Annotated in this window: 32 protein-coding genes; all 32 read left to right on the plus strand. The window is 47.6% G+C overall.

The window, feature by feature from the left end:
* The 32 genes from ACAN56_RS09630 to ACAN56_RS09785 all read left to right on the plus strand — a co-directional run bounded on the left by ACAN56_RS09630 (position 1) and on the right by ACAN56_RS09785 (position 22,241).
* Entirely contained in the window at positions 1-282 is a 282-nt protein-coding gene (locus ACAN56_RS09630) for a hypothetical protein (protein ID WP_379142305.1), read from the plus strand.
* Positions 269-484, plus strand: a complete 216-nt coding sequence (locus ACAN56_RS09635) for a hypothetical protein (protein WP_379142307.1) — start codon at positions 269-271, stop codon at positions 482-484. Before ACAN56_RS09630 ends, ACAN56_RS09635 begins: the two co-directional genes overlap by 14 nt.
* A gap of 79 nt (positions 485-563) precedes the next feature.
* Positions 564-869 (plus strand): hypothetical protein, encoded by a 306-nt coding sequence (locus tag ACAN56_RS09640; RefSeq protein ID WP_379142310.1) that lies wholly within the window; start codon positions 564-566, stop codon positions 867-869.
* A 12-nt stretch (positions 870-881) separates the two neighbouring features.
* Positions 882-1,070, plus strand: a complete 189-nt coding sequence (locus ACAN56_RS09645) for a hypothetical protein (RefSeq protein ID WP_379142312.1) — start codon at positions 882-884, stop codon at positions 1,068-1,070.
* A gap of 21 nt (positions 1,071-1,091) precedes the next feature.
* Positions 1,092-2,129 carry a hypothetical protein gene (locus ACAN56_RS09650; protein WP_379142314.1) on the plus strand — a complete coding sequence of 346 codons (1,038 nt, stop codon included), beginning with the start codon at positions 1,092-1,094 and terminating at the stop codon, positions 2,127-2,129.
* The gene (locus tag ACAN56_RS09655; protein WP_379142316.1) at positions 2,107-2,460 is read left to right on the plus strand and encodes a replicative helicase loader/inhibitor; all 354 of its coding nucleotides are present in this window, start codon (positions 2,107-2,109) and stop codon (positions 2,458-2,460) included. The genes ACAN56_RS09650 and ACAN56_RS09655 overlap by 23 nt, the downstream gene beginning before the upstream one ends.
* Positions 2,423-3,769, plus strand: a complete 1,347-nt coding sequence (gene dnaB / locus ACAN56_RS09660) for a replicative DNA helicase (protein ID WP_379142318.1) — start codon at positions 2,423-2,425, stop codon at positions 3,767-3,769. Before ACAN56_RS09655 ends, dnaB begins: the two co-directional genes overlap by 38 nt.
* A gap of 88 nt (positions 3,770-3,857) precedes the next feature.
* Positions 3,858-4,532, plus strand: a complete 675-nt coding sequence (locus ACAN56_RS09665) for a DUF2786 domain-containing protein (RefSeq protein ID WP_379142321.1) — start codon at positions 3,858-3,860, stop codon at positions 4,530-4,532.
* Between the two features lie 195 nt (positions 4,533-4,727).
* A complete protein-coding gene (locus ACAN56_RS09670; RefSeq protein ID WP_379142324.1) occupies positions 4,728-5,234 on the plus strand; it encodes a DUF1281 family ferredoxin-like fold protein in 507 nt (168 codons plus the stop codon).
* A 67-nt stretch (positions 5,235-5,301) separates the two neighbouring features.
* Complete coding sequence (locus ACAN56_RS09675; protein WP_379142327.1) at positions 5,302-5,517, plus strand: hypothetical protein; 216 nt, start codon at positions 5,302-5,304, stop codon at positions 5,515-5,517.
* Positions 5,518-5,800: 283 nt separating this feature from the next.
* Positions 5,801-6,004 carry a hypothetical protein gene (locus ACAN56_RS09680; RefSeq protein WP_379142329.1) on the plus strand — a complete coding sequence of 68 codons (204 nt, stop codon included), beginning with the start codon at positions 5,801-5,803 and terminating at the stop codon, positions 6,002-6,004.
* A 51-nt stretch (positions 6,005-6,055) separates the two neighbouring features.
* Positions 6,056-6,451, plus strand: a complete 396-nt coding sequence (locus ACAN56_RS09685; RefSeq protein WP_341119373.1) for an ASCH domain-containing protein — start codon at positions 6,056-6,058, stop codon at positions 6,449-6,451.
* Between the two features lie 267 nt (positions 6,452-6,718).
* A complete protein-coding gene (locus tag ACAN56_RS09690; RefSeq protein WP_379142331.1) occupies positions 6,719-6,928 on the plus strand; it encodes a hypothetical protein in 210 nt (69 codons plus the stop codon).
* A 95-nt stretch (positions 6,929-7,023) separates the two neighbouring features.
* Positions 7,024-7,401 (plus strand): hypothetical protein, encoded by a 378-nt coding sequence (locus tag ACAN56_RS09695; protein WP_379142334.1) that lies wholly within the window; start codon positions 7,024-7,026, stop codon positions 7,399-7,401.
* Positions 7,402-7,963: 562 nt separating this feature from the next.
* Positions 7,964-8,512, plus strand: coding sequence for a site-specific integrase (locus tag ACAN56_RS09700; protein WP_341119376.1), 549 nt, complete (start codon positions 7,964-7,966; stop codon positions 8,510-8,512).
* A gap of 166 nt (positions 8,513-8,678) precedes the next feature.
* A complete protein-coding gene (locus ACAN56_RS09705) occupies positions 8,679-9,044 on the plus strand; it encodes an HNH endonuclease (protein ID WP_379142337.1) in 366 nt (121 codons plus the stop codon).
* Positions 9,045-9,060: 16 nt separating this feature from the next.
* Entirely contained in the window at positions 9,061-9,594 is a 534-nt protein-coding gene (locus ACAN56_RS09710) for a hypothetical protein (protein ID WP_379142339.1), read from the plus strand.
* A gap of 140 nt (positions 9,595-9,734) precedes the next feature.
* The gene (locus ACAN56_RS09715; protein ID WP_379142342.1) at positions 9,735-10,220 is read left to right on the plus strand and encodes a phage terminase small subunit P27 family; all 486 of its coding nucleotides are present in this window, start codon (positions 9,735-9,737) and stop codon (positions 10,218-10,220) included.
* On the plus strand, positions 10,201-11,991 hold the full coding sequence (locus ACAN56_RS09720) for a terminase large subunit (protein ID WP_379142345.1): 1,791 nt from the start codon (positions 10,201-10,203) through the stop codon (positions 11,989-11,991). Before ACAN56_RS09715 ends, ACAN56_RS09720 begins: the two co-directional genes overlap by 20 nt.
* A 14-nt stretch (positions 11,992-12,005) precedes the next feature.
* A complete protein-coding gene (locus ACAN56_RS09725; protein ID WP_379142347.1) occupies positions 12,006-13,286 on the plus strand; it encodes a phage portal protein in 1,281 nt (426 codons plus the stop codon).
* 8 nt (positions 13,287-13,294) lie between these two features.
* Positions 13,295-13,900, plus strand: coding sequence for an HK97 family phage prohead protease (locus ACAN56_RS09730; protein WP_379142349.1), 606 nt, complete (start codon positions 13,295-13,297; stop codon positions 13,898-13,900).
* 44 nt (positions 13,901-13,944) lie between these two features.
* Positions 13,945-15,114, plus strand: a complete 1,170-nt coding sequence (locus tag ACAN56_RS09735) for a phage major capsid protein (RefSeq protein ID WP_379142352.1) — start codon at positions 13,945-13,947, stop codon at positions 15,112-15,114.
* Positions 15,114-15,665: a phage head-tail connector protein gene (locus ACAN56_RS09740; RefSeq protein ID WP_379142354.1), complete on the plus strand. Its 552-nt coding sequence runs from the start codon at positions 15,114-15,116 to the stop codon at positions 15,663-15,665. Before ACAN56_RS09735 ends, ACAN56_RS09740 begins: the two co-directional genes overlap by 1 nt.
* Positions 15,665-16,141, plus strand: a complete 477-nt coding sequence (locus ACAN56_RS09745) for a hypothetical protein (RefSeq protein WP_379142356.1) — start codon at positions 15,665-15,667, stop codon at positions 16,139-16,141. Before ACAN56_RS09740 ends, ACAN56_RS09745 begins: the two co-directional genes overlap by 1 nt.
* Before the next feature lie 2 nt (positions 16,142-16,143).
* The gene (locus ACAN56_RS09750) at positions 16,144-16,488 is read left to right on the plus strand and encodes a hypothetical protein (RefSeq protein ID WP_379142358.1); all 345 of its coding nucleotides are present in this window, start codon (positions 16,144-16,146) and stop codon (positions 16,486-16,488) included.
* A complete protein-coding gene (locus tag ACAN56_RS09755) occupies positions 16,475-16,972 on the plus strand; it encodes a phage neck terminator protein (protein WP_379142360.1) in 498 nt (165 codons plus the stop codon). Before ACAN56_RS09750 ends, ACAN56_RS09755 begins: the two co-directional genes overlap by 14 nt.
* Positions 16,962-17,984 (plus strand): DUF3383 family protein, encoded by a 1,023-nt coding sequence (locus ACAN56_RS09760; protein WP_379142362.1) that lies wholly within the window; start codon positions 16,962-16,964, stop codon positions 17,982-17,984. The genes ACAN56_RS09755 and ACAN56_RS09760 overlap by 11 nt, the downstream gene beginning before the upstream one ends.
* An 11-nt stretch (positions 17,985-17,995) precedes the next feature.
* The gene (locus ACAN56_RS09765) at positions 17,996-18,394 is read left to right on the plus strand and encodes a phage structural protein (protein ID WP_379142364.1); all 399 of its coding nucleotides are present in this window, start codon (positions 17,996-17,998) and stop codon (positions 18,392-18,394) included.
* 28 nt (positions 18,395-18,422) lie between these two features.
* Positions 18,423-18,731, plus strand: coding sequence for a hypothetical protein (locus tag ACAN56_RS09770; RefSeq protein WP_379142366.1), 309 nt, complete (start codon positions 18,423-18,425; stop codon positions 18,729-18,731).
* Positions 18,718-18,909 (plus strand): hypothetical protein, encoded by a 192-nt coding sequence (locus ACAN56_RS09775; protein ID WP_379142368.1) that lies wholly within the window; start codon positions 18,718-18,720, stop codon positions 18,907-18,909. Before ACAN56_RS09770 ends, ACAN56_RS09775 begins: the two co-directional genes overlap by 14 nt.
* Positions 18,910-18,958: 49 nt before the next feature.
* Positions 18,959-21,718, plus strand: a complete 2,760-nt coding sequence (locus ACAN56_RS09780) for a phage tail tape measure protein (RefSeq protein WP_379142370.1) — start codon at positions 18,959-18,961, stop codon at positions 21,716-21,718.
* Positions 21,705-22,241 (plus strand): phage baseplate protein, encoded by a 537-nt coding sequence (locus tag ACAN56_RS09785; protein WP_379142372.1) that lies wholly within the window; start codon positions 21,705-21,707, stop codon positions 22,239-22,241. Before ACAN56_RS09780 ends, ACAN56_RS09785 begins: the two co-directional genes overlap by 14 nt.
* The last annotated feature ends 2 nt before the right edge of the window (positions 22,242-22,243 follow it).

Here is a 22,243-nt window from a genome sequence, read left to right on the forward strand (position 1 = left end):
ATGGAAAGAAAAGCATTGGTTGCCGAAGCGAGATCTGCCGGGAAGACAGCGAAGCATAATTTGCGGGTGATCCGCAAGCAGCCGGATAAGTTGTTGCCGGGGAAAGCATGGGACGCTGAGGTTTACCTAAATACCATGATCCGCATAGCAAAATTGGAAATGAAAAACGACCGCCGGTCAGGGCAGTCGCAGTCTAGAAACCGTCTTATGAGTCTCATTGTGTCCATTTTAACCGTAGAACGAGCAGAGCGCAAGGGGGCCGAGCGATATGTTGGATTATGATTTTCACTATAAACAAAATCTGGAGCTATTCAAAAAGTACAAGGATGAATTTGAATTTGAGTTCCAGGCACAGGACATGTGCCGAAGGTTTTATGTTTCTATGGTCAACAACGTGTTGATGAGAACATTTCAACCAGATGAAGAAAAATTAATTGAAATTAAAGCTATAAATGACGCCTTAAATGATAGTTTTCCCGCCTGACGAGGCCCGATGGACACGGGCCGAAACGCTGTGAAGCGTCGCGGATATCCGCAAATTTGATTAAAGGGGGAATGGCATTATGATACCTGAACATTTACTTCAGGATCGTTACTGGCGGGGGCTGCTTCACATTTTTACGAATCATAACAAGCTTAAACAGTTACTGTTGAATCCGGCACTTATTGATTTTGAAGAACTTACAGTCCATGCAGATGAATTGGTTAAGGCTTCGAAAGGATGGAGCCCTTCTGAAAAATTCATGCTTACAGTTGCTCTTCATTTGTTCAATGGCATTAACACCATTGACATTCAGCAAGCAGACCGTTTAGACGACAATAGTACAAAAATCTTGCAGGAAGCACTGCAACTTCGACTAGCGAGATAAGGAGGCTGCGACATGCTTCTCGTACTTAAAGGCGATACAGTGCGGACAAGCTGCGGCCTGTCCGGTGAGATCACAGATACATGGGGAGTCGCTCGGCCTTGGGCTAAGCTCCGGCAGGAAGATGGCAATTTAGCCTTTATCCTCCGAACGGATGTGACTGAGATATTAAAGCGCCCGCCGGTTAAGAGGGGCAAACGATGATAAGGCAGCAGAGGTGAGAATATGCCCGCAGATAGCTTTCCCTTTCCAATGTTCTCGGGGCTGCTGACGCCGGATCACTGTAAAAAAATTGGCTCAGCATTATGGCTATTTGTCTGGTGCATTAGCTCCACTACCGCCGAAGTCGAAGACGATGGAACCGTTTGGGGGATTGTCCTTGGTGGCAAGCCGATGAAACTATCTGAAATCGGCGCGAACTTCGGGGTAAAAGACAAAACAGTCAGTAGGTGGATCAGTGATCTGCAGGATCATGGATACCTTCATATCACCAGAGCGCCCCGGGGTTTGATTATCAAGGTCAAACATTCGAAAAAAGGGCTTTTGAAGAGATCGGACAAAAATGTCCGTTCACCGGAAAGCGATCAGACAAAAATGTCCGTTCATGGTGAAAGTGATCAGACAGAAATATCCGATCACAATGACAGAGATCAGACATATTTGTCCGTTCACTGTGAAGGTGATCAGACATATTTGTCCGTTCACAGCGATAGTGATCAGACAGAAATGTCCGATCATGGGCCGGAATTGGGTAGTGATCAGACAAAAATGTCCGATGCAAAAGATATTATTACTACTACTACTATTATTAAATTAGAAAAAGAGTGGTGGGAAGAAGAACCGAATCAAAACCCACCCGCCGACGATGGCTATCTTGCCATCTTAGACGCTTATTGCAAAATGCACTCAAAATTTGACATACACGTTTCTACTGCTGAACGACATGCCATGGGTCAGATGGTCGCCGGAGGGATTTCAGCCCCTTTTACCATCCAAACTATGAAAACCATGTTTAAGGCGAAGCAGGCAAAGCAAGCCCGAGACGGTGATCCTTTTGAGCAGCCAAACAGCTTTGCTTATTACGAAAAAGGCATTAAGGAAGCTTGGAGAAAGTCCCAGGTAGTCAGCAAGCCTTCTAGAAAGCCTAAAACTCAGGCAGCTCAGTCAGAGCCGCCGCGCAAAACTAAGCAGCAGCAGGAACTTGAAGACCTGAAGCGTCGAGCAAAGGAGGCTAAGGAGCTTGAAGAGAGCACAAGTTATTGACTTGCTTATTAAGCTCAAAGAGGAATATGCACATCAGATCGACACTAGCGATCCTGAGATAGACAGGCTTTACGAACACCTAAAGGACTTCCCTTTTGACATAGCTGTCCAGAACGTTCGGAAGCACATTCAAACCAATTCCTGGCCGCCGAAAATCGCCCAGATACGTGGCGGACAGGGAGACATAAAAGAGGATATTCGGAGTAAGGTTGAGGCCGCGCATATCCTGGCGGAAAGAGAAAATAACCGCGCAGATGTGGTGCTGCCGCCTGCAGGATATAAGGAGGCCCTTTATGCAAAGCTCGGAATCAACTCGCGTCCTACCAAATAGCCCGGCTTCTGAAGCAACGGTACTGGGTGCTGTTCTCATCGACAAGTCAGGGGATGCCGCAGATAGTGCATCTTTGCTGGAGCCTGCAGTATTCTTTAATCCGGCACACCAGCAGATATTTAAGGCCATTCTCAATCTGTACAAAGTCGGGAGTCCCATTGAGCTTCCCGCGCTTGTGAATGAATTGAACGGCATGAAGCAGCTTGAGAAAGTCGGTGGTGTTAGCTATCTGGCTAAGTTGGCTCATGCTGTACCTACTGCGGCCAATGTTGGCTATTACATCGGCGACCTTGAGGACAAGCATACTTTACGAAAAGCCATCTTTGCCGCCGAACGGCAGATGCAGCTCGCTTATGATAGCGACGACGCCGGACTGGTTGTCAGCAGCATGCTGAATGATTCTGCACTTCTTTCGGATCAAGCATCCTCTAAGGCTGATTTCAGATCTATCAAAGATGTAGTTATAGAAGTCGTTGAAAACACTGCAGAAAAGGCAGAAAGCGTCATAAACGGCGAGATTACGGGAATTCATACGGGTTACACGGACTTAGACCAAATGACCACAGGGTTTCAGAAAGGTGACTTGATTATTGTTGCGGCTCGGCCATCGGTCGGGAAAACGGCCTTTGCTTTAAACATCGCGCAGAATGTGGCTGTTCGTTCCAAGGAAACAGTCGCGGTTTTCAGTCTTGAAATGTCCGCGCCGCAGCTTGTACAGCGTATGGTTAGTGCGGAAGTGAATTTAGATGCCGGAACACTGCGGTCTGGAGCCATGCGGGAAGATGATTGGACCCGGTTAGCTACTGCGGCCGGAATACTGGGAGAATCGGACATTTTTATTGATGATACAGGAGTCATAACAGTACATGAGATTCGGGCAAAGTGCCGGAGATTGAAAAAGGAAAGAGGTCTTGGCCTGATCGTCATTGACTATTTGCAACTCATTGCTGGTCGCGGCAGCGAGAATAGGCAGCAGGAAGTTTCCGAAATATCGCGGACGCTCAAACAAATAGCCCGTGAACTTGACGTTCCGGTTATTGCATTGTCCCAGCTCAGCCGGGGCGTCGAGCAGCGTCAGGACAAGCGTCCTATGATGAGTGACCTTCGGGAATCCGGTTCCATCGAACAGGACGCCGATATTGTTGCCTTCCTTTACCGGGATGATTACTACAACGCCGATTCGGAGAAAAAGAACATCATCGAAATTATCATTTCCAAGCAGCGTAATGGCCCGGTAGGAACCGTTGAACTGGTATTCCTTAAGCAGTTTAACAAGTTCGTCAATTATGAACGGGCGCACGCCTCATGATCTGCCTGGAGTGTTGTGCCGGGATGGTGGAGATCCGGGAGGACTTTTACCGCTGTCCGTGCTGCAGATTTGAGGCGGAGCAGTAACCATGAAAGGGATGGATTATATGGATTCAGCTATTAGAAAAATTCAGAAGGCTCTTAAGTTAGCTAACGGTAATTCAAATGCGGATGAAGCGCAGGCTGCGATTTTGCTTGCTCAACGTTTGATGGCAAAGCACGGTTTAACAGCACAGGACGTTGGTGCTGAGGAAGAGGCAGCGCCCGAAGCACGGAAGAGTTCTATACGTAAAAGTCGGGTTGAATGGTGGCACCGCAAGCTCAATAGTATCATTGCCGATAACTTCCGCTGCTTTGGATTCTTCACCAGCGGGCGAAATATTGGATTTCTAGGTTTGCCTGAAGATGTTGATATTGCAATTGAGGTGTACGGATTTGCTGAAAGTGCTATTAAGTACCACGCGAGTGAATACCTGAAATACAATTCTTATTCAAGTTCCCGTAGGGTTTCCAATGGGATCAAAAATGATTACATTTCCGGGTTCTTGGAGGGTTTGCGAGAGAAATTCAAAGAGCAAGTTGCATTAGAGTGTTTCTCATTGGTTCTCGTGAAACATGAAGTTGTGATCAAAGCTCATGACAACGCTGGATGGACAGCCGCAAAAACTATTCAAGTAAATAGCATGGGGGACAACGAAGCGCGTACGCAAGGTTATAGAGACGGTCGGGATTTTAATAATCCTGTTGGGAAAATGATTGTATAGGAAGGAGGGGCAAAAATGAATAAAGAGTGGTACGAGCAATTGGATAAATGGGTGACACTGCTGCAAGAGGGGAATATCGAGGAAGTCATTGCGGAAATGCACGACCTTGTGTGTGGATATGAGCAGTCCTGAAGAGTACGAAGACATTGAGCAATAGACGCATATATCGAAATTAAAAACTAAGGAGGGCATACGATGCCTAACCATATTACCAATATCATTACAATTACTGCTCCTGAAGGAAGATCGGTAAAGGAAGTCTTGGATTATGTTAAAACAGACGACACACTGTTCGACTTCAACTCGCTTATTCCGATGCCAAAGGAAATTGAGGAATCATTCGGAACGCCAGGAATTTCACCGCCTTGGTATGAGTGGAGCATTAAAAATTGGGGAACGAAATGGAACGCCTATGAGATTGAAGGCCAGGAACAAGGTATTAAGTTTGAAACAGCTTGGAACGCACCAATGCCCGTTATTGAAGAACTGGCTCAGAAATTCCCTGATTTCTCTTTTGACTTTAAATACGCTGATGAGGACACCGGGTATAATTTTGGACACTTGAAGATTGACCGACTCGGAACCTTGATCTACTCTCTCCCGGAAAAAGGGACGCCAGCGGCAAATAAATGGGTGTTTGATAATGTAAAGGAGCGCCCTGATTACTACGATGAAGAAGGAAATTACATCGGAGAAGATTAATGCGCAGTCCGAAAATGCCGAGCTATTGACGCATATTGTTCAATAGCTAACGAAAGGAAGAACGCCAATGTTAGAAGGAGTAGTAACAGAAGCGAAGCATGCTTATCAAAGAAAAACCTTTGTTAAACCAACTGCACATCATTACGAAAACCCAGGGGAGAAGCCTTATATCAAGTATGGTTGCCCCGTATGTGAGTTATTAGGTAATAAATATCAAGTGTCTATTGGTGTGAGTAATTGCTCCTTGTGTAACGTTAATCTAATCTGGGAAGAACAAGCGTAAGACTCAGTACGAGAGTACCGCACCGTTGACGCCTATAGCGAATTAGAGAGGAGCTGAAGATGGAGCGGAGCAGGAAGAAGAGATATAAGCGGCTACGGGAGATAAGACAAGAACGGGACTATCAAGTAGGTGTACTCCAATTTGCTAATAGACCGTACAGTTTTCGTACAGCAAGAGTTAATTTTAAAAACGGGAGAATTAGCCCTGTCTATACCACAACCAATCAGTTCATTAAAGAGCATCGCATTAACTTGTACTGAACAATACGAAGGAGGAAAGTAAGATGGCTTTTAAAATCCTTAAAGAACATAAGTATTTTCTTAATATTGGAGCGAAACGTCCAGAAGGATTTACTGGAATCATGACATCCAGTGAGCATATAGCAACATACAAAGGGAAAAAGGAAGATGGAACATTCATCTTTGATGAAAAGGGTTCTGAGTTGCTGGTATGTCCGAGCGATATCAGAGGGATATCAAATTTCTGAGTTCTGCTGTGCAGTGCGACACAAACTATGTAATAAGGAGGGAAATACTGCATGGACGGTCTGGTCATAAAACCCAAATGGGCTGACTTGATTCTATCTGGACGGAAAACTTGGGAAATTCGCAGCCGGATAACTTACAAACGCGGCACAATAGCAATTGTTAAAAGTGGTAGTGGTCTGGTTTATGGTACAGCGCAATTAGTGGACTGTATAAAGCTTTCATCAGAGGATTTTGCAAAAAGTCGCCATAAGCATTGCATTCCAGCCAGTGAATCAAATTTAGTTAAGCATTATAGAGAACTGTACGCTTGGGTGTTGGAGGAAATACAAGTTTTCCCTGAGCCGATAAAATACAATCACCCACAAGGGGCAGTGGTATGGGTGAGGTTGCCGGAGGGAGTTAATCTAAATGAGTACCTTATCCCCAATCCATCCACAGGCGGTTAACATGATCAATATGGCATTAAGTAGGGTAATCCGCAGAGGCAGGAAAATCGAACGTATGCAGTTATGTGTGTGCTCTCGTTCCGAATTGGCTCAGCATCAAATAGTAAAAACAGCATTCGGAGATTTGCGGATTCATACTGGTGACTTTGTTCCAAAGGGGTATTCCTACCTGATGGAAGATCCGGGAGGTGATAAAAGAGGATTCGAGTGGGTGTCTGTACCAAAGAGTGCAATCATAATGGAGAATCGAAGAAAGGAGGCATAAGGGTGATCATCAAGACAGTGAAAAATGTCAATTCACCGGCTGGCTGCATCGTTTCCGGGGTTTCCTTCCGGGCGCAGCACGAACGTAACGGCTTCAAAATTACATTCGGTGAATTCAAGGGACAATATATTCCGGCAGACTCGGCAATTATATTAAGCAATATTGTGCTGGATGAAGACGGCAAGATCCCGAGAGGTCAAAGATATGCATGAACATGAAAAGACCCCCTAATCCTTGGCCGGTCCCGGGGGTCAATAAACAGTAATTTCTACCTCAACCCATTATAACACAAAGGGGATTGAGGGGAATGGCAATGGTGTGGGAACAAGGGGAATTGTTTCCCAGTGCGGATAAATCGGACGTCGATAGAACCAGAATCCTGCTTGAAGAATACTCTACAATGGTCGATATTGTTAGCGGTCTTAAAGAGAGAGAAGTTCGTTCGGCTGCTGAAGAAAAACTGCTGCGGGAATGGGAACCGGCGATTCATAATATAGTGCTAGCAATCGAAGCTATTAAAAATAGAGAAATCAGAGATATTATGAAATATCGCTTCCTTAATTTTTACCCGCGAAAGGCAGCAGTTGTAAAATGGCACTCATTTTCCGAACGGTCCTTAGATCGAAAGATACTGGAAGGAATCGGAATGGTAGCCTCAACGCTGAAGATGCTCGGCATCATGTAAAACGTGTCTGTATTCTGTCTGTATTGAGTCTGTTGACTGTCTGTTTAGGGTCTGTTTTGCGTCCGCAAAGCGTCTGTATTTTGGCTTTAAAGTAGGGACATAGGGAATTTGCTTTATTATTCCCGGGTGTCCCTGCTACCCCTTACCCCAGCAGGACTCGGCCATGCTGAATCAGTGATGAAACACCTTTGACAAGCGCAAGACGCAAAGGGAGTGGAGCTGTAGCACAAGTAGCAAGTAGGTGTTCGCGGCGGTATGGTGCGGGGAATGAGAGTTGAAGATGCTCTCAACGCGCTCCACCCGGGCGCGATATATTGGCGTTGTGATTAAGCCGGCGCAAATACGGGAAATGGCAAATAAATGTAAATACTCAAAGTCGCTCTTTTATAAGGGCGGCTTTTTATATTGGGGGAAAAGCAATGAATGAGATAAGGAGGCTTAGGGAACCGCCAGAACCGAAACAGCCGGTTAATTGCAAGGGTTGTATATGGGGGAAATGGGAAGCAGCAGCTCAGTTCTGTTCCAAACCGTCAGGTTGTATTAAGGCGGACGGTGAGAGCAAATGAACTTTGTTCAGCCGATTCGTGACCCGGAAACGCTGCAAGACATTAAGGATTATCTTAAGAATAAGAATCTTAGAGATTTCATAATGTTCCTGCTGGGTATTTATACGGGCCTGCGGATCAGTGACATTTTGAGATTACGTGTTAAGGATGTATCGGGTTCTCACATCTCGATTAGAGAGAAGAAGACCAATAAGCAGAAACGTATATTCATGGCTCCCGAACTGAAGAAGGAATTGTTGTCTTATATAGAGGGGAAGCCACCGAATGAATTTCTGATCAGAAGCAGAGAAGGAATGAATCGGGCGATTACCCGCGAAATGGCATACAAGGTTATGCGTTCTATTGGTGACGAATTCGGTCTCTCCGAAATGGGCTGTCATACATTAAGGAAAACATTTGGCTATATCTTCTACAATGAGACAACGGACAAGGATATCGGCATGCTGATGGACTTCTTTAACCATGCTTCTCCTAAGATCACGCTTCGGTATATTGGCATGGAACAAGACAGCATGGACATGGCCTTGAAGCGTCACAAAGCATAGTCAGTTACTCATATTAAGGATAGGTGAAACTCATTTCTGGGACAGGCTGAGAGGCCTTATAGAGCAAGGGTTTATGACAGGTGAATGAGTTTAACACAATGTAAGATATGTGTAATTAGATCGCACAGGATTTACCAGTTATTCAGCAGCAGCAAAGGGGTTAATTATGGCGCAATCACCACTTAAACCATGTAGTCGTGTAGGATGTAGGAACCTCACTAGGGGCCGTTACTGTGCTGACCATACACAAGAGAAGCACCGCTATGATAGATACCGTGGGACGGCTGCACAGCGCGGCTATGACGGTCAGTGGCGTAAGGCTCGGCTTGGATATTTGCGGAAGCATCCGGTATGCGTGTATTGCAGGGAGGCAGGTAAGGTGATTACTGCAACCGTGGTTGACCACATCGTGCCGCATAAGGGCGACAAGGAATTATTCTGGGACCGCAATAACTGGCAAGCGCTGTGCAAGGCATGTCATGATGCCAAGACAGTTAGAGAGGATGGAGGATTTGGAAACTCTATGAGATAATTACGGGTAAAGGAGAGTGAACCGTTTAATGATAGTAAGATACACCAACCCAAGCCGTATAAGAGATCAACTGATTAAATGCATTAATTTACTTGGTGGAGAATACAGCGAATTAGATTATACAATTGATGTGTACAAAACCAAGGCTAGGCTTTTGAAAGAAAGAGATGAAGCGCCTGATTTGCTACCTGAGCAATACAATCAAGTTCTTTACGGTGAAGTGCTTCCACCAGGGCTAACAGATGAAATCCGGCGCACAATCAAGATTTTCTACTTCAACCTTTCTCCTGATTCACCTCAACGAGATTTGGATTTAGTGTTTAATTTGTTTCATGAAATTCGTCATGCGTGGCAGAATACTAACGGTCTGTATACTGACGAAGAAGGTCAATTAAATATTGATAGCAGTTGGGATGAATATAAAAATAGTCCATCCGAAAAAGATGCAAATGAATTTGCAATCTCGAAAGCGATGGAGCACAAAGAGCAAATCAAGAAGATTTTCAGATTACCTGCGAAACTAGATTATAACCTTAAATTAAACTGGTGAAGTCGCCTTCGGGCGGCTTTTTGCATCTCAGAGGGCCCCCCGGGGTTTTGAAAAAAATAATTTACCCCCTAAGAGACCGCATCGGACTCTTGTGTGAAAAAATGTCCCCAGCGAAAGTTTCAAAAGGAGGTGCGGAAAATATGTCAGATATTGTTAATTTTAATCACATGCGGGTGGGACAGAAAGGCGGTGGCAAGCATTGGACAGAATCCGAGGTTAATGCCCGGGAAGCTGCTTCGAAAAAATTCGAACGAAAAAAGAAAAAGCAGATTCTTAAAATTCCCGGATGGCTGAACGACGAAGCCCGGAAGGTCTGGCGGAAGACGGTTAAGGACATGGCCGAATTCGAAGTGCTGGACAAGGTGGACGAAGATGTGCTGGGCGCTTATTGCGATGCAGTAGCGAAGTACCAGGACGCGAACCGGCTGATTGACATCGAAGGCTATACAGAAATAAATGCTCAAGGGAATATGGTTGTTAGCGCTTATGTGAAAATGGCGCAGAGCTATTCCCGTCTCATTCTTTCTTATTCCAACAAGCTGGGGCTTAATGCGGAAGCACGTGCGCGACTAGCAAAGAAGACGGCGGACCAGGAGGAAGACGAAAATGCCGGACTCTTCGATTGATTGGGAAGACGTCCATCCAACAAATCTTTATGCTGGTGAGGTTGTATCTGGGATGCGCTTGGCATGCAAGCGTGAGCGGCAAGCATGTAAGCGACATTTATCCGATCTGCAGAGGCAGGCAACGCCGAACTTCCCGTATGTCTTCGATGAATCTCGGGCAGATCGTATCTTTGAATGGTTTGAGCGTTGCTGCCGTCATGTTCGCGGTCCGTTCTCTGGACAATTGATTAAGCTGCTGCCCTTCCAAAAGTTCGACCTAGGCTTTGTTTACGGTTGGGTGCATATGGATAGCGGAAAACGGAGGATTACTAAGGCGTTACACCTTCGGGCGCGGGGAAACGTTAAATCCACAGAAATGTCGGGTTTATCCTTATACGGCATGTGCGGTGATTGTGTATATCCGCCCGGCATGCCACATTTGAAGCGTTATGAAGATAGCCCAGAAGTGGAATGTGCGGCAGTCGACAAGCAGCAGGCTAAGCGGGTATGGCTGGATGCTAAAGGAATGGGTGAAAAAAGCCCGGATATTTCAAAACGTTTACGGATTAAACGCACCTACATTGAGCATGCCAAACGTGGTGGATGGCTCCGGCCATTGTCAAAGGATACAAAGAATAAGGATTCAGGAGCGCCTTGTCTTGTTATAGTTGACGAATGGCATGCTCATCCTACCAGTGAAATTGTAGACGTATCTTATTCAGGTTTTGGTAAGAGGCTGCAATCATTAATGCAGATTATATCAACCGCGGGAAAGGATGCCGAGAATAGCCCTTGCAAGAAGGAATATGATTCGTTATGCAAAATGCTTGACGGGGAAAGTCCTATGATAGAATCTTACTTTGCCATGATTCGGGAGTTGGACAAGGGAGATGATCCGCATGATGAAAAAAACTGGCCGAAAGCAAATCCCATTCTTCAGGAAGAAAATGAATATTCAGCAGAATTACTCAAGCAGATCCGAATTGAGCATGATGAAGCGTTCAATTCAGGAGATCCACAAAAAATCCGGGAATGGCTGACAAAGCGGGTAAATCTCTGGCAGGCGGATAGTGAAAATAAATATATGTCCGGCATTATGGACAAATGGAAAGCACTCGCCGTGTCGCGAAGTGTTTTTTTAGATTTGGTTCGCGGTTATGCGACCCGCAACGGATTGGATTTATCCAAAACGACAGACTTGACCGGCTCTGGCTTTGTGTTCCGGCTGGAAGACGGGAGGTATGCAGTGACGGCTCACGGATTTATGCCGGAGGAAACGGCTACCAAGCATGAGCATAGTGACCGGGTTCCTTATCGGCAGTGGGCTGCAGAGGGGTGGTGTACACTTACACCCGGCTCTGTCGTGGATTATAGCTTCATCAAATCTCATATTCAGCAAATGGAGCAGAACGAATCCTGGTTTATTGAAGAGGTTTGCTATGATCCATACAACGCGACGCATTTCACACAGGATTTAGAAGCGGAAGGGTACAACCGCGTTGAGATCCGGCAAGGCGTTCAAACTCTTTCAGAACCGACAAAGTTCTTCCGTGAGCTGATTCTACGCGGCTTAATCGTTCATGACGGCAGTCCATTGCTGACTTGGTGCTTGTCTAATGCCGTTGAAGTTGCGGATAACAACGGAAATATTAAGCTTTCGAAGAAGCATAAGGACGACAGTCAGCGGATTGACTTGCTTGCGGCCATCATAAATGCCATGGTCCGGGCAATGGTGGGCGACTCCACCATTAACCTGAATGATCACATCATGAGCGAGGACTTTTCCTTTTAGCAAGGAGGTGAAATGTGAAACGAAGAAACTTTGTGCAGCGCTGGTGGAACCGGCGATCTTCGGAGGACAGTCTGTTGAATCCTCCGCAGTGGCTGCTTGATCTTTTTGGTGTCTCCAACACAGCCAGCGGGGAAACGGTAACTGCAGATTCTGCGCTGCTAAACAGCAACGTGTACACCTGTGCTTCCGTCCTTGGCGGGGACATCGGTAAGCTGCCGATTCAGGTTTTTAAAAAGCGCGGAGCGGGGATCGAACGTGACAGTAGTCACCCTGTTTCTAGGCTGCTGGGATCTCGTCCGAATCCATACATGAGCGCGTACACATTCAAGGAACTGATGCAGGTTCATGTCACGGTCTGGGGCAACGGTTATGCAAATATTGAATGGGAGACAAGCGGACCCAATAACGGATTTCCAAGAGGGCTATGGCCTCTTGATCCATCGAAGACAGACGTCCAGGTCGATAAAGATACTGGTCAGGTTTGGTATGTGACGACACTGCCCAATGGGGAAATGCGGAAGTTGAATCATTTTGACGTTCTCCACTTTAAGAGCATCAGCAAAAGTGGTCTTAAGGGAATTACCCCGATCTCCGTTATCCGCGAGGAGCTGGGGGTGCAGAAGTCACAGCGCAAGTTCCTGGGTTCCTTTTATGCCAATGGTACGGCCACGCGGGGAATTCTGAAAATACCGAATGGTACCCTGGATAAACCGGCCAAGGATAAAACGCGAGACGAATGGCAGAAGGCGAATTCTGGACTTAACAACGCGCACCGGATAGCTATCCTGGATGCTGGGATGGAATATCAAAACCTTGGCATGCCCCTGAATGATGCTCAATTTATTGAAACCAGCAAATTCGGCATTATGGAGACCGCCAAGATATACAAGGTGCCGGGCTATAAGCTGGGCCTGACGGATGTAAAGTTCAGCAATATGGAAAACCAATCTTTGGAGTATGTGAAGAGTACGCTACAGCCTATCACCACGAATTGGGAACAGGAATGTGATTATAAGCTGTTCACGGAGTCGGAGCGAAAGAAATATTACACCAAATTCAACATGTCTAGCGAATTGAGGGGAGACAGCACCAGCCGCGCAGCCTATTACAAGGAAATGATTGCAATGGGCGCTTACACCATAAACGAAGTGCGGGAACTGGAAGAGCGGGACAACATTGGCGACAAAGGCGACGTGCACTTTGTCAGCCTGAACTATGTCAACCTGGAGAAGATGGACCAATATCAAATGTTGAAAGCGGGCCTTAGTAAAGATGCCTCGAACGAAGGGGGGTGACAACAACAATGAGTGAAAAGGTTATTCGCTATTTGCCAGCTAAAATTGAGGTGCGCAGTACGGAGGGCGAGGGCGAAAGTCAGACCCAGACCATCGGCGGGTATGTCGTCAAGTTTAATCAGCGCAGCCAATTGATTTGGGGCGAGTTCTACGAGCGTGTAGCAAAGGGGGCATTCTCCCGCAGCCTGCAAGAGAACGTGATTAAGGCCTTTTGGAATCATCGGAGTGACTTTGTTCTTGGATCGACGAAGCCGGGGACGCTGCGGTTGCTGGAAGATGATGTGGGCCTATCGTTTGAAATTGATCTACCAAACAATACATGGGGTAATGATGCTTTTGAATCTGTGCGGCGCGGCGATGTTGACGGTGTGAGCTTTGGCTTCTATGTTCGGAGTAACGGGGACGCTTGGGAGTATATAAAGGAAGAGGATGTATATATCCGAACCTTGCTTGATATCAATTTGTTTGAAGTATCACCGACTCCCTTCCCGGCATACCTGGACAGCGAAGTGGATCAGCGCAGCATTGATCAGCTGGGCATTACGTCCAAAGAGCAGCGGAAAAATGAAAAAGAAAAGCTATTACTCGAAATCGACCTGTTGGGGCTTGCCTAATACGTCGATTTTTTGTTTTCCAAAAAACTAAGCGGAGGTACATTATGGACCCGAAAGAGCGTGAATTGCGCCAGAAACTGGCGGCAAAGTTGGAAGAAGCCAGGTCACTCATGGAAGGCGGCAAGCTGGAAGAGGCTCGGGCGGCGAAGGATGCGGCCAAGGAGCTGCGCAATCAGATTGATTTGATGGTGGAAATGAGAGAGTTGGACGCGCCCGGGGACGCTGTGCCTGCCGAACCGGAGCAACGGGACAACAAACCGGGAAAAGATGAGCAGTACCGTAACGCTTTCCTGAAGGAGCTGCGCAAGCGTAATCTGTCTACAGAAGAACGCGCCTTGCTGGATGCTTCCGCAGAGGAAACGCGCGCAGGCATGAGCGGCGAGACGGATGAAGACGGCGGACTCATTGTTCCCAAGGACATTCAAACAATGATCTTGGAAAGAAAACGTCAATTTGTCTCATTGGAACCTTATGTCACGGTGGAGCCAGTGACAACCCGTGCTGGTTCGCGGGTTATTGAAAAAAATGCCGATATCACTGAATTTACAGAGATTACGGAACTCACTGACCTTGATGATATGGATAATCCCAAATTCACGCCAATTTCTTATACCATCAAGGACCGGGGCGGAATTCTTCCGATCTCAAACAGCTTGATTCAGGATACAGATCAAAATCTGATGGCTTATATTGCGAAGTGGATTGCCAAAAAATCAGTAATTACACGTAATAAGCTGATTCTGAACTTGCTTAATTCGCTTACGAAGGTTGCTGTTGATGGGCTGGATGCGATTAAAGATATTCTGAACGTAACACTTGACCCGTCTATCAGCCTGGGTGCAACCATTATCACGAATCAGGATGGGTTCAATTTCCTTGATCATTTGAAAGATGTTGACGGAAAGGCGTTGTTACAGCCCAATCCTACACAACCCACGCAGCAATTGCTTTATGGTAAACCGGTTGTCGTTATTGCTAATCGCTGGTTGCCCACGACTGGAACAACCGTGAAGAAAGCACCGATTATCATTGGGGATCTGAAAGAGGCGATTGTCCTCTTTGATCGCCAGCAATATTCCCTGGCTTCGACCAATGTCGGCGGGAAATCTTTTGGACGCAATTCCACTGATGTTCGTGCCATCCAGCGGGAAGATGTGCGCTTTTTTGATAACGAAGCCGTTGTATATGGTCAACTGACCATTGCTGGCGCCTAATGCTGACAACGGTAGAACGTCTGCAGAAGGCAATGGGTATTCTAGGTGATTCGCTTGAAGACGAGATGCTGCAGATACAAATCGTAGCATCTTCTCAGGCGATTGAAAATTATTGCAAACGTTCATTTAAGCTGCAGAGTTACACTGAGCGGCACAGCGGGAATTCCCGTTCCTCATATATCAACCTTCGGAACTATCCGGTGGAGAATATTGAAGATGTGGTTATTCCCGGAAAGCCAGTAGGAGAGTATGAGCTGCTAGAAGAGGGGCGGATATTTTGCCCTTCCGGTTGGCCTGCGGGTGAACACAATATCAGGGTGACGTACACCGCCGGTTATGTGCTGCCTTGTGATGCGAATACGGAAAAACCGCGCACACTGCCGGAAGTGCTGGAACTGGCTTGTATCTTCCATGCCCAATTGATGCTCCGTACACCTGGAGTGACAGCGGAGCGGGTAGGTGATATTTCTGTTAACTATAGTGCAGAAAGTGAAGGGATGCCGCCTACCGTGATAGCCCTTATTTCTCCGTATGTTGGGAGGTGGGTATAATGGCAAGCCAAAGAAGCCGGGCGCGACGGGTGGGGGTTCAGGTGACCGGGGATGATAACCTGCGGCAGCTGGCCGAACTGCTGCGGCCTCTGACAGATCAAAAGGTCCGCATTGGTATGCAGGGTGACGCCGAGCTGGCTATGATTGCCGGGGTCCATGAGTACGGGTCGGTAAAGATGAACATTCCGGCCCGGTCCTTCATTGGAACCGGCAAGAAGAAGGGGCAAGCCGCCATCGGCAAGCTGGTCCGCGCCGGGGTGACAGAAATCGCCCACGGCCGTAAATCTGTGGCCTCTCTTTATGCGGAGATTGGCGAAACGGGGCTGGACCGCATGAAGAAGAATTTCGAGCGGATCAAGCAGCCGCCATTATCTGCCCGGTATGCAGCCGGAAAGACTGGGTCCCGGAAACTGCTGCACCGGGAAGACGACCTGCGGGACAGTCTGACTTATGACATTGTTCCGAGGGGGCAGTAAGGATGAGGCATTTTAGATTTGCGGGTGTGGTCCGCAAGTATTTCAGACCTTATACGCTAGTCCGAGACAGCGGCGGCACATGGGTTAAGGGTAAATGGGTGCCGTCGGAGCCGGAGCGTTTACAGCGGAGCGGCAGCATCCAGCCTGTCAGCGCACGCCTGCGGGCAGCGGAGGGCGGCAATTATACCGAGACAGACCGTATGCTGTACACGACGTCCACGCATATCACCGGGGAGCGTATCGAGTACCTGGGCGTACAGTATATCGTCGCGGAGTCGCCGGACCGCGAGTATAGCGACGTCAATCAATTCCTGCTGAGGAAGGTGATTGCTAATGCTCCCGTTTGAGGAAATTCGCGTTGCTATTGTCGAGGGATTGGAAGCGGCGTCCGGTGGGCTGGTGATCGAAATGAATGGCGGCGGGGATCAGCCTCCCGGTGATTTCATGACCTACAGTTTTGTCGGTGGTTTTGAGTCCTCCGGCGGACAGCCGATTATTACGCAGCAGGCAGGGCAGCAGTATCGAAGGGAGACGGTGACATTTACCGTCTCCTTTAATTGTTACGCCGATGATTCTGACGTTGCAATGGTCAATGCCATGCTTGCCCGTGACTGGTTTAAGACAGCTGGTCGGGAGCTTTTGAAAGACACACTGAACGTGATTGTTATCAATATCGGAGAGGTCCAGAACCGGGACATTAATATCGGTGAGGAATGGGAGCGGCGGCAGGGCTTTGATGTTGATTTTCGGGCGACGGATCTTGTGATTACCGATCTGTCCGGTTGGATCGAGACAGCACCAATACAAAGGAGTGATTATTTTGAGCATTAGCGACGTTACAGTAACCATTGCCGTGCAAAAGCCGACGCCTATCTTGGGTGGATTCGGCAAGCCCTTGATTCTCGGGGCGAGTACGGCAGGCAAGGATTTCAAAAATTACGCGGATATTGAGGCAGTAAAGACCGATTATGTGGTTAGCACAGAAGAGTATAAGGCGGCATTTGCTCTTTTTGCCCAAAAAAACCCACCTGCTGAGATTGCTATCGTGGCCCGCAAGACTGGAACAACACCAGTAACGTTGGCGGATATGCTGCCGACTCTGTTTCTCAAGGACTGGCACTTTCTTGTCACCACCATAACCACAGTGGAAGATTTGACCTTGATTGCTGACGCCGTGGAGGCTGATAATTCCCGGCAATTTTTTGCCCGGACCAGTAGCAAAGCGGACTTGGCGACCATCAAGGCTAAAAACTATGACCGCACAGAGGTAATCTATCACACCACGGTCAATAACTACCCTGAAGCGGCTTGGGTGGGGGCTGTCGGTAGTCTGCCGGTGGGATCGGTAACCTGGAAGGGCTGGACACTGGTCGGAATTACACCGATGGACATTGACGCGACAGAGCTTAATGCAATCCATGTGCTGGGGGCTAACACCTATGTCACCAAAGCCGGAACCAATGTCACAAGCGAAGGCAAGGCGGTTAGCGGGGAGTTTATTGACTTCATCCATTCTCAGGATTACATCGTGGATTCTGTGCGGTTTGCTGTTCAAGACCTGTTCAACCAGGCGCAAGCGGCTCTGTCCAAAATCCCATTTGACAACCGAGGAATTGCACAGATTGAAAGCGCGGTTCGGACAGTGCTTCAACGGGCTTATCTCAATGGCATGATTGCTGCAAATGATGATGGAGTGCCTTTGTACAATACGACGTTTCCGCCGCGCAGCCAAGTGGACCCGGGGGAAATTGCTGCCCGTAATTACCCGGACGGTCAATTTGATTTTGTCGTTGCTGGAGCTATCCATAAGGCCGCCATTCGCGGCACCATTAAATTTTCATAGGAGGAATTCAAGTGGCTGAAGCAAAAACATATGATCCGATGGACGTCTCTGTAATTGTGGGAGGCGTTTTTTTAACGGGATTCGGTGAGGACCTGGTGTCCGTTGCGAAAGATGAAGATAATTATTCGACGTCAGTCGGCGCACAAGGGGACGTGGTGCGGACCAAAGTCAACAATCCTTTGGGTACGATTACCATAACATTACAAGGCACTAGCCCACAGGTTCCGTATCTGGATGGCCTAAGCAATAGTAATAAAATCGTTCCCGTATCCGTGGTTTTTTCTGGTACACCGAAGCAGACAAACACAGCTACACAGGCATACATCAAAAAGCCTGCGGATCGGGAGTATGGAGCCGAAGCGGGAGACCGTTCTTACGAATTTCAATGTCTTGATCTTGCGATGAACTAAAATTCAAAATTTGAGAGGGGTTTTTATCATGACAAATACAAATTTCAAACAAAAAAGCATTACTACAAAAGCTGGCAAGGAGTATTTATTTCAGCATCCAGGTGTTCGAAACGTCTCCCGGATCAATGACCGCGTAAAGAATAAACACGGAGTGAACTCCGAAGAGAGAATTTGTGAAGAAATGTTTAAACATGTGGTTGTGAAACCGAAAGTGACCATGGATGATTTTGAGGACTATCCTGAGATGATCGAAGTGGCTACTGCAGCGTATTCATTTGTAACCGGAACGTCTGACCCAGACGAGGCGTCCAAGGAATCGGAAAATGACGGTCAGTAAGAGCGAAGCTAAACGCCGTGCGCTTGAAAATTGGGGCCAGTGGCGTTTGCTGCTCTCGGATATGGGAATCACATACTCGGACTTGCTGATCATGGATGATGATGATGTTGCCGAGGCGAACGCTGCCCTAGATATCCATATCAAACAGCAAAAAGAACTTAATAAGAGCAAGAAATAGACGTCCTTTCCTGGGCGTCTATTTTTGTTTGCTGGAAAGGAGGGAACATATGGCAGGCGGCATTATAGGATCACTCATGTATGCAGTGGGATTTAAGTTTAATTCCAGTGGCTTAGACCAGGCGGACAGCAAGGTCAAGGCGCTGACCAAAGGTGTAATCGGACTTGGAGCTTTGGCAACCACGGCGATGATTGGGATCGGGACGGCAGCTCTCACAGCAGCCAGCGGGTTCGAGGAAGCAATGTCTAGTGTGCAACTCACAACCGGGCAAACCACCGATCAAATGGAAGCCACTCGGGAAATCGCTAAGAATTTATATAACCAAAACTTCGGGGAAGATTGGGCGGATTTGGGTGGATCAATATCCGCAGTTGCCAAGGCTACAGGACTTACAGGAGACGCGCTGGAGTCGGCATCCCGCGAGGCGATGCTATATGCTGGTGCGTTTGATGGTGATGTTACAGAGTCCATAGCCGGGGTAAGTGTGGCGATGAAGAACTTTGGGGTCACTAGCACCGAAGCATTTAACTTGCTTACACAGGGACAGACCAACGGAACCAACACTCAAGGCGACATGCTGGACAGCATAAATGAGTATTCCCAAGCTTTTGCGTCAATGGGCTTTACGATGGAAGATACAATGGGGTATCTCACAAACGGGCTTAAAGCTGGTGCCAGAAACACAGACCTTCTCGGCGACGCCATGAATGAGTTTAGCATCTTGTCTATCGAAGCCGGGGGTACGGCAGAAACTTCATTTCAGGCCCTGGGTTTGGATGCCAATAAAATGATGCAGACTTTCTCAAAGGGCGGACCGACAGCAAAAGCGGCCTTTAAGGATATCGTATCCATGATATCGGACATTGAGGATCCGGTGCAGCAAAATACGATTGGCGTCGGGTTGTTCGGAACTATGTTCGAGGAATTAGGTGTCAAAGCCTTCAGCGCCTTGGACGATGTGAACAACGGGTTTGATAAAAGTAAAGATTCAGCTGCAAATCTCAATAACGGGTTTACGAATATTGGTGAGTCGTTGCAGTATTTCAAACGACACATCGAAACAGGAATCTTGATACCTATCGGTCAAAAGCTGCTTCCATATCTCAGTCAGTTCGGTTCCTGGATATCAGGCCATCAGTCGGAAATCGCCGCATTCGGAGAAATGATTGGTAACGGCTTGGGCGCAGCCATTGAAAAGGTGAGCGGATGGGTGCAGGCGGCAATACCCTATTTGCAGCAATTTGGCGCTCAGGCCGCGCAGGCTTTTGGTTACCTGATAGATAAGGGCAAGGAGCTTTGGACGGCGATCCAGCCGGTAGTAACATTAATCGGCACTCAACTGGTCGCGGCTGTCGTTGCCCTTTGGCCGGAGATTCAGAACATAGCCGGGAAAATGGTTGAAGTGGGTAAAGCGGTATGGGAGTGGGAACCTTTTATCCCTATCGTATCTGGTATTGCTGCAATACTCTTAACCTATAAAACCGCTATGATGGCCGTATCGACGGCAACCAAGATAGCGGGTATTGCTACAAAAGTTTGGAGCGGAATAACCAAGGCGTTTACCGCCGTGCAGACAGCGTTCAATGCGGTACTGGCGATGAACCCGATTGCTCTTGTTGTGTTGGCCCTGGTAGGGCTGGGTGTGGCGCTGACAGTGGCCTACAAGCGTTCTGACAAGTTCCGCGCGTTCATAGATAAGATGTGGGCCGGGATCAAAAAGGCGACCACGGCAACGCTGGACTTTTTCAGAGTTACGATTCCCAAGGTATTCAAAACCGCCTTTGACGCTGTAACGGGATTCTTAAAAAAGTGGGGCATTACCATTCTGGCCGTCATAGGTGGACCCATTACCATGATTGCCCTACTGGTGTACAAAAATTGGGACAAGATCAAATCGGTAACTGTATCTGTATTTACAGGGATCTGGAACTGGCTCAAATCGGCTTGGGGATGGATAACAAGTACCATATCCGGCGCAGCGTCCGGAATTTGGAACACAGTAACCGGAGCCTGGAATAAGGTCAAAGAGGTCACTACATCCATTTTCACAGCGGTCTGGAACAAAATCACTGCGGTATGGGATGGGATTACCGGCACGGTAACTGGAGCGGGGTCAAATGTCTGGAGCGCAGTAAAGGGAGCCTGGAACAAGGTGTTTTCAACTACTAACAGCCTTATGACTCAGGTCTGGAACAAAATCACCGGCATATGGGGGCAGATTGTCGCAGGAGTGAAGACAGCCGGCACAAATCTCTGGACTGCTGTTTCTGAAATGTGGGGCAAGGTGACTGGGTTCTTTGATGGGATCAATCTATTTACGATTGGCGAAAACATCATTCAGGGTTTGATTGATGGTGTTGGTTCCATGGCGTCTGATCTGATTTCCAAAATCGAGACTATGGGATCGGATTTTATGTCAAGTGTCAAGCGGACCTTCGGATTCAAAGCAACGGCAAACGTTTCTGTTGATACGGATGCAGTACTGGGTGGAAAAGTGGACGGGAGTCATGCTAATGGTTTGTCCTATGTGCCTTGGGATGGGTATATTGCTGAATTGCACAAAGGAGAGCGCGTCCTAACCAATGACGAAAACCAAGAGTATTCCCGGTATACGCCTGAATCAGCGCCTGCCCGGACCACTAATAATACCAGTAAGGCAGAGATAAATCCTGTAATTAATATCAGCATACAAGGCAATGCCGATGAAAAAACAATAGCAAGCTTGAGGGCCGCGATCCGCGAGGAAATGCAGGACATATTCGATGCGGCTTCCCGGATCATGGGGGTGGAGATTAGTGGCGCTAATTGATGGCATCTATATCACAGTGGAGCAGGAGTCGCCGAGTTTTCCCGTAACAGTCACAGAGCAGCCGGTTGAAAAAGGTATTAACCTTATTGATCACGTACAGGCACAAGCGCGGGTTATGTCCCTATCCGGCGTGATATCTGGACCGGACGCCGCTAAGAACCGCGCTCACATTATCGCGATTAAGGATAAAGGACAGATCGTCAAGTATGTGGGCCGTAATGCATTTACTGGTGTGATCACAGATTTTAGCACATCGACAGATTACAAAACGGCGGACGGTATGACATTTAGCATGCAGTTACGCGAGGTAAGGATAGCGACATCATCCTATGTGGAGAAGCTGCCGTCCCCGATCAAGGCGCAGGTCGCTAAGATCATCAACTCCGGTACAAAGCAGACAAAGGACAAGTCTTCTAAATCCAGCAAGAGCAGCAAATCCAGCAGTAAGTCCGGCAGCAAAAAAAAGGAAAAGGAAAAAGTGGAGAAAGTGAAATTCAAGTCCGGCAGCAAGTGGGGAGGATGATC

It is taken from the genome of Paenibacillus paludis, from assembly GCF_042610515.1.
Lineage (GTDB): Bacteria > Bacillota > Bacilli > Paenibacillales > Paenibacillaceae > Paenibacillus_AQ.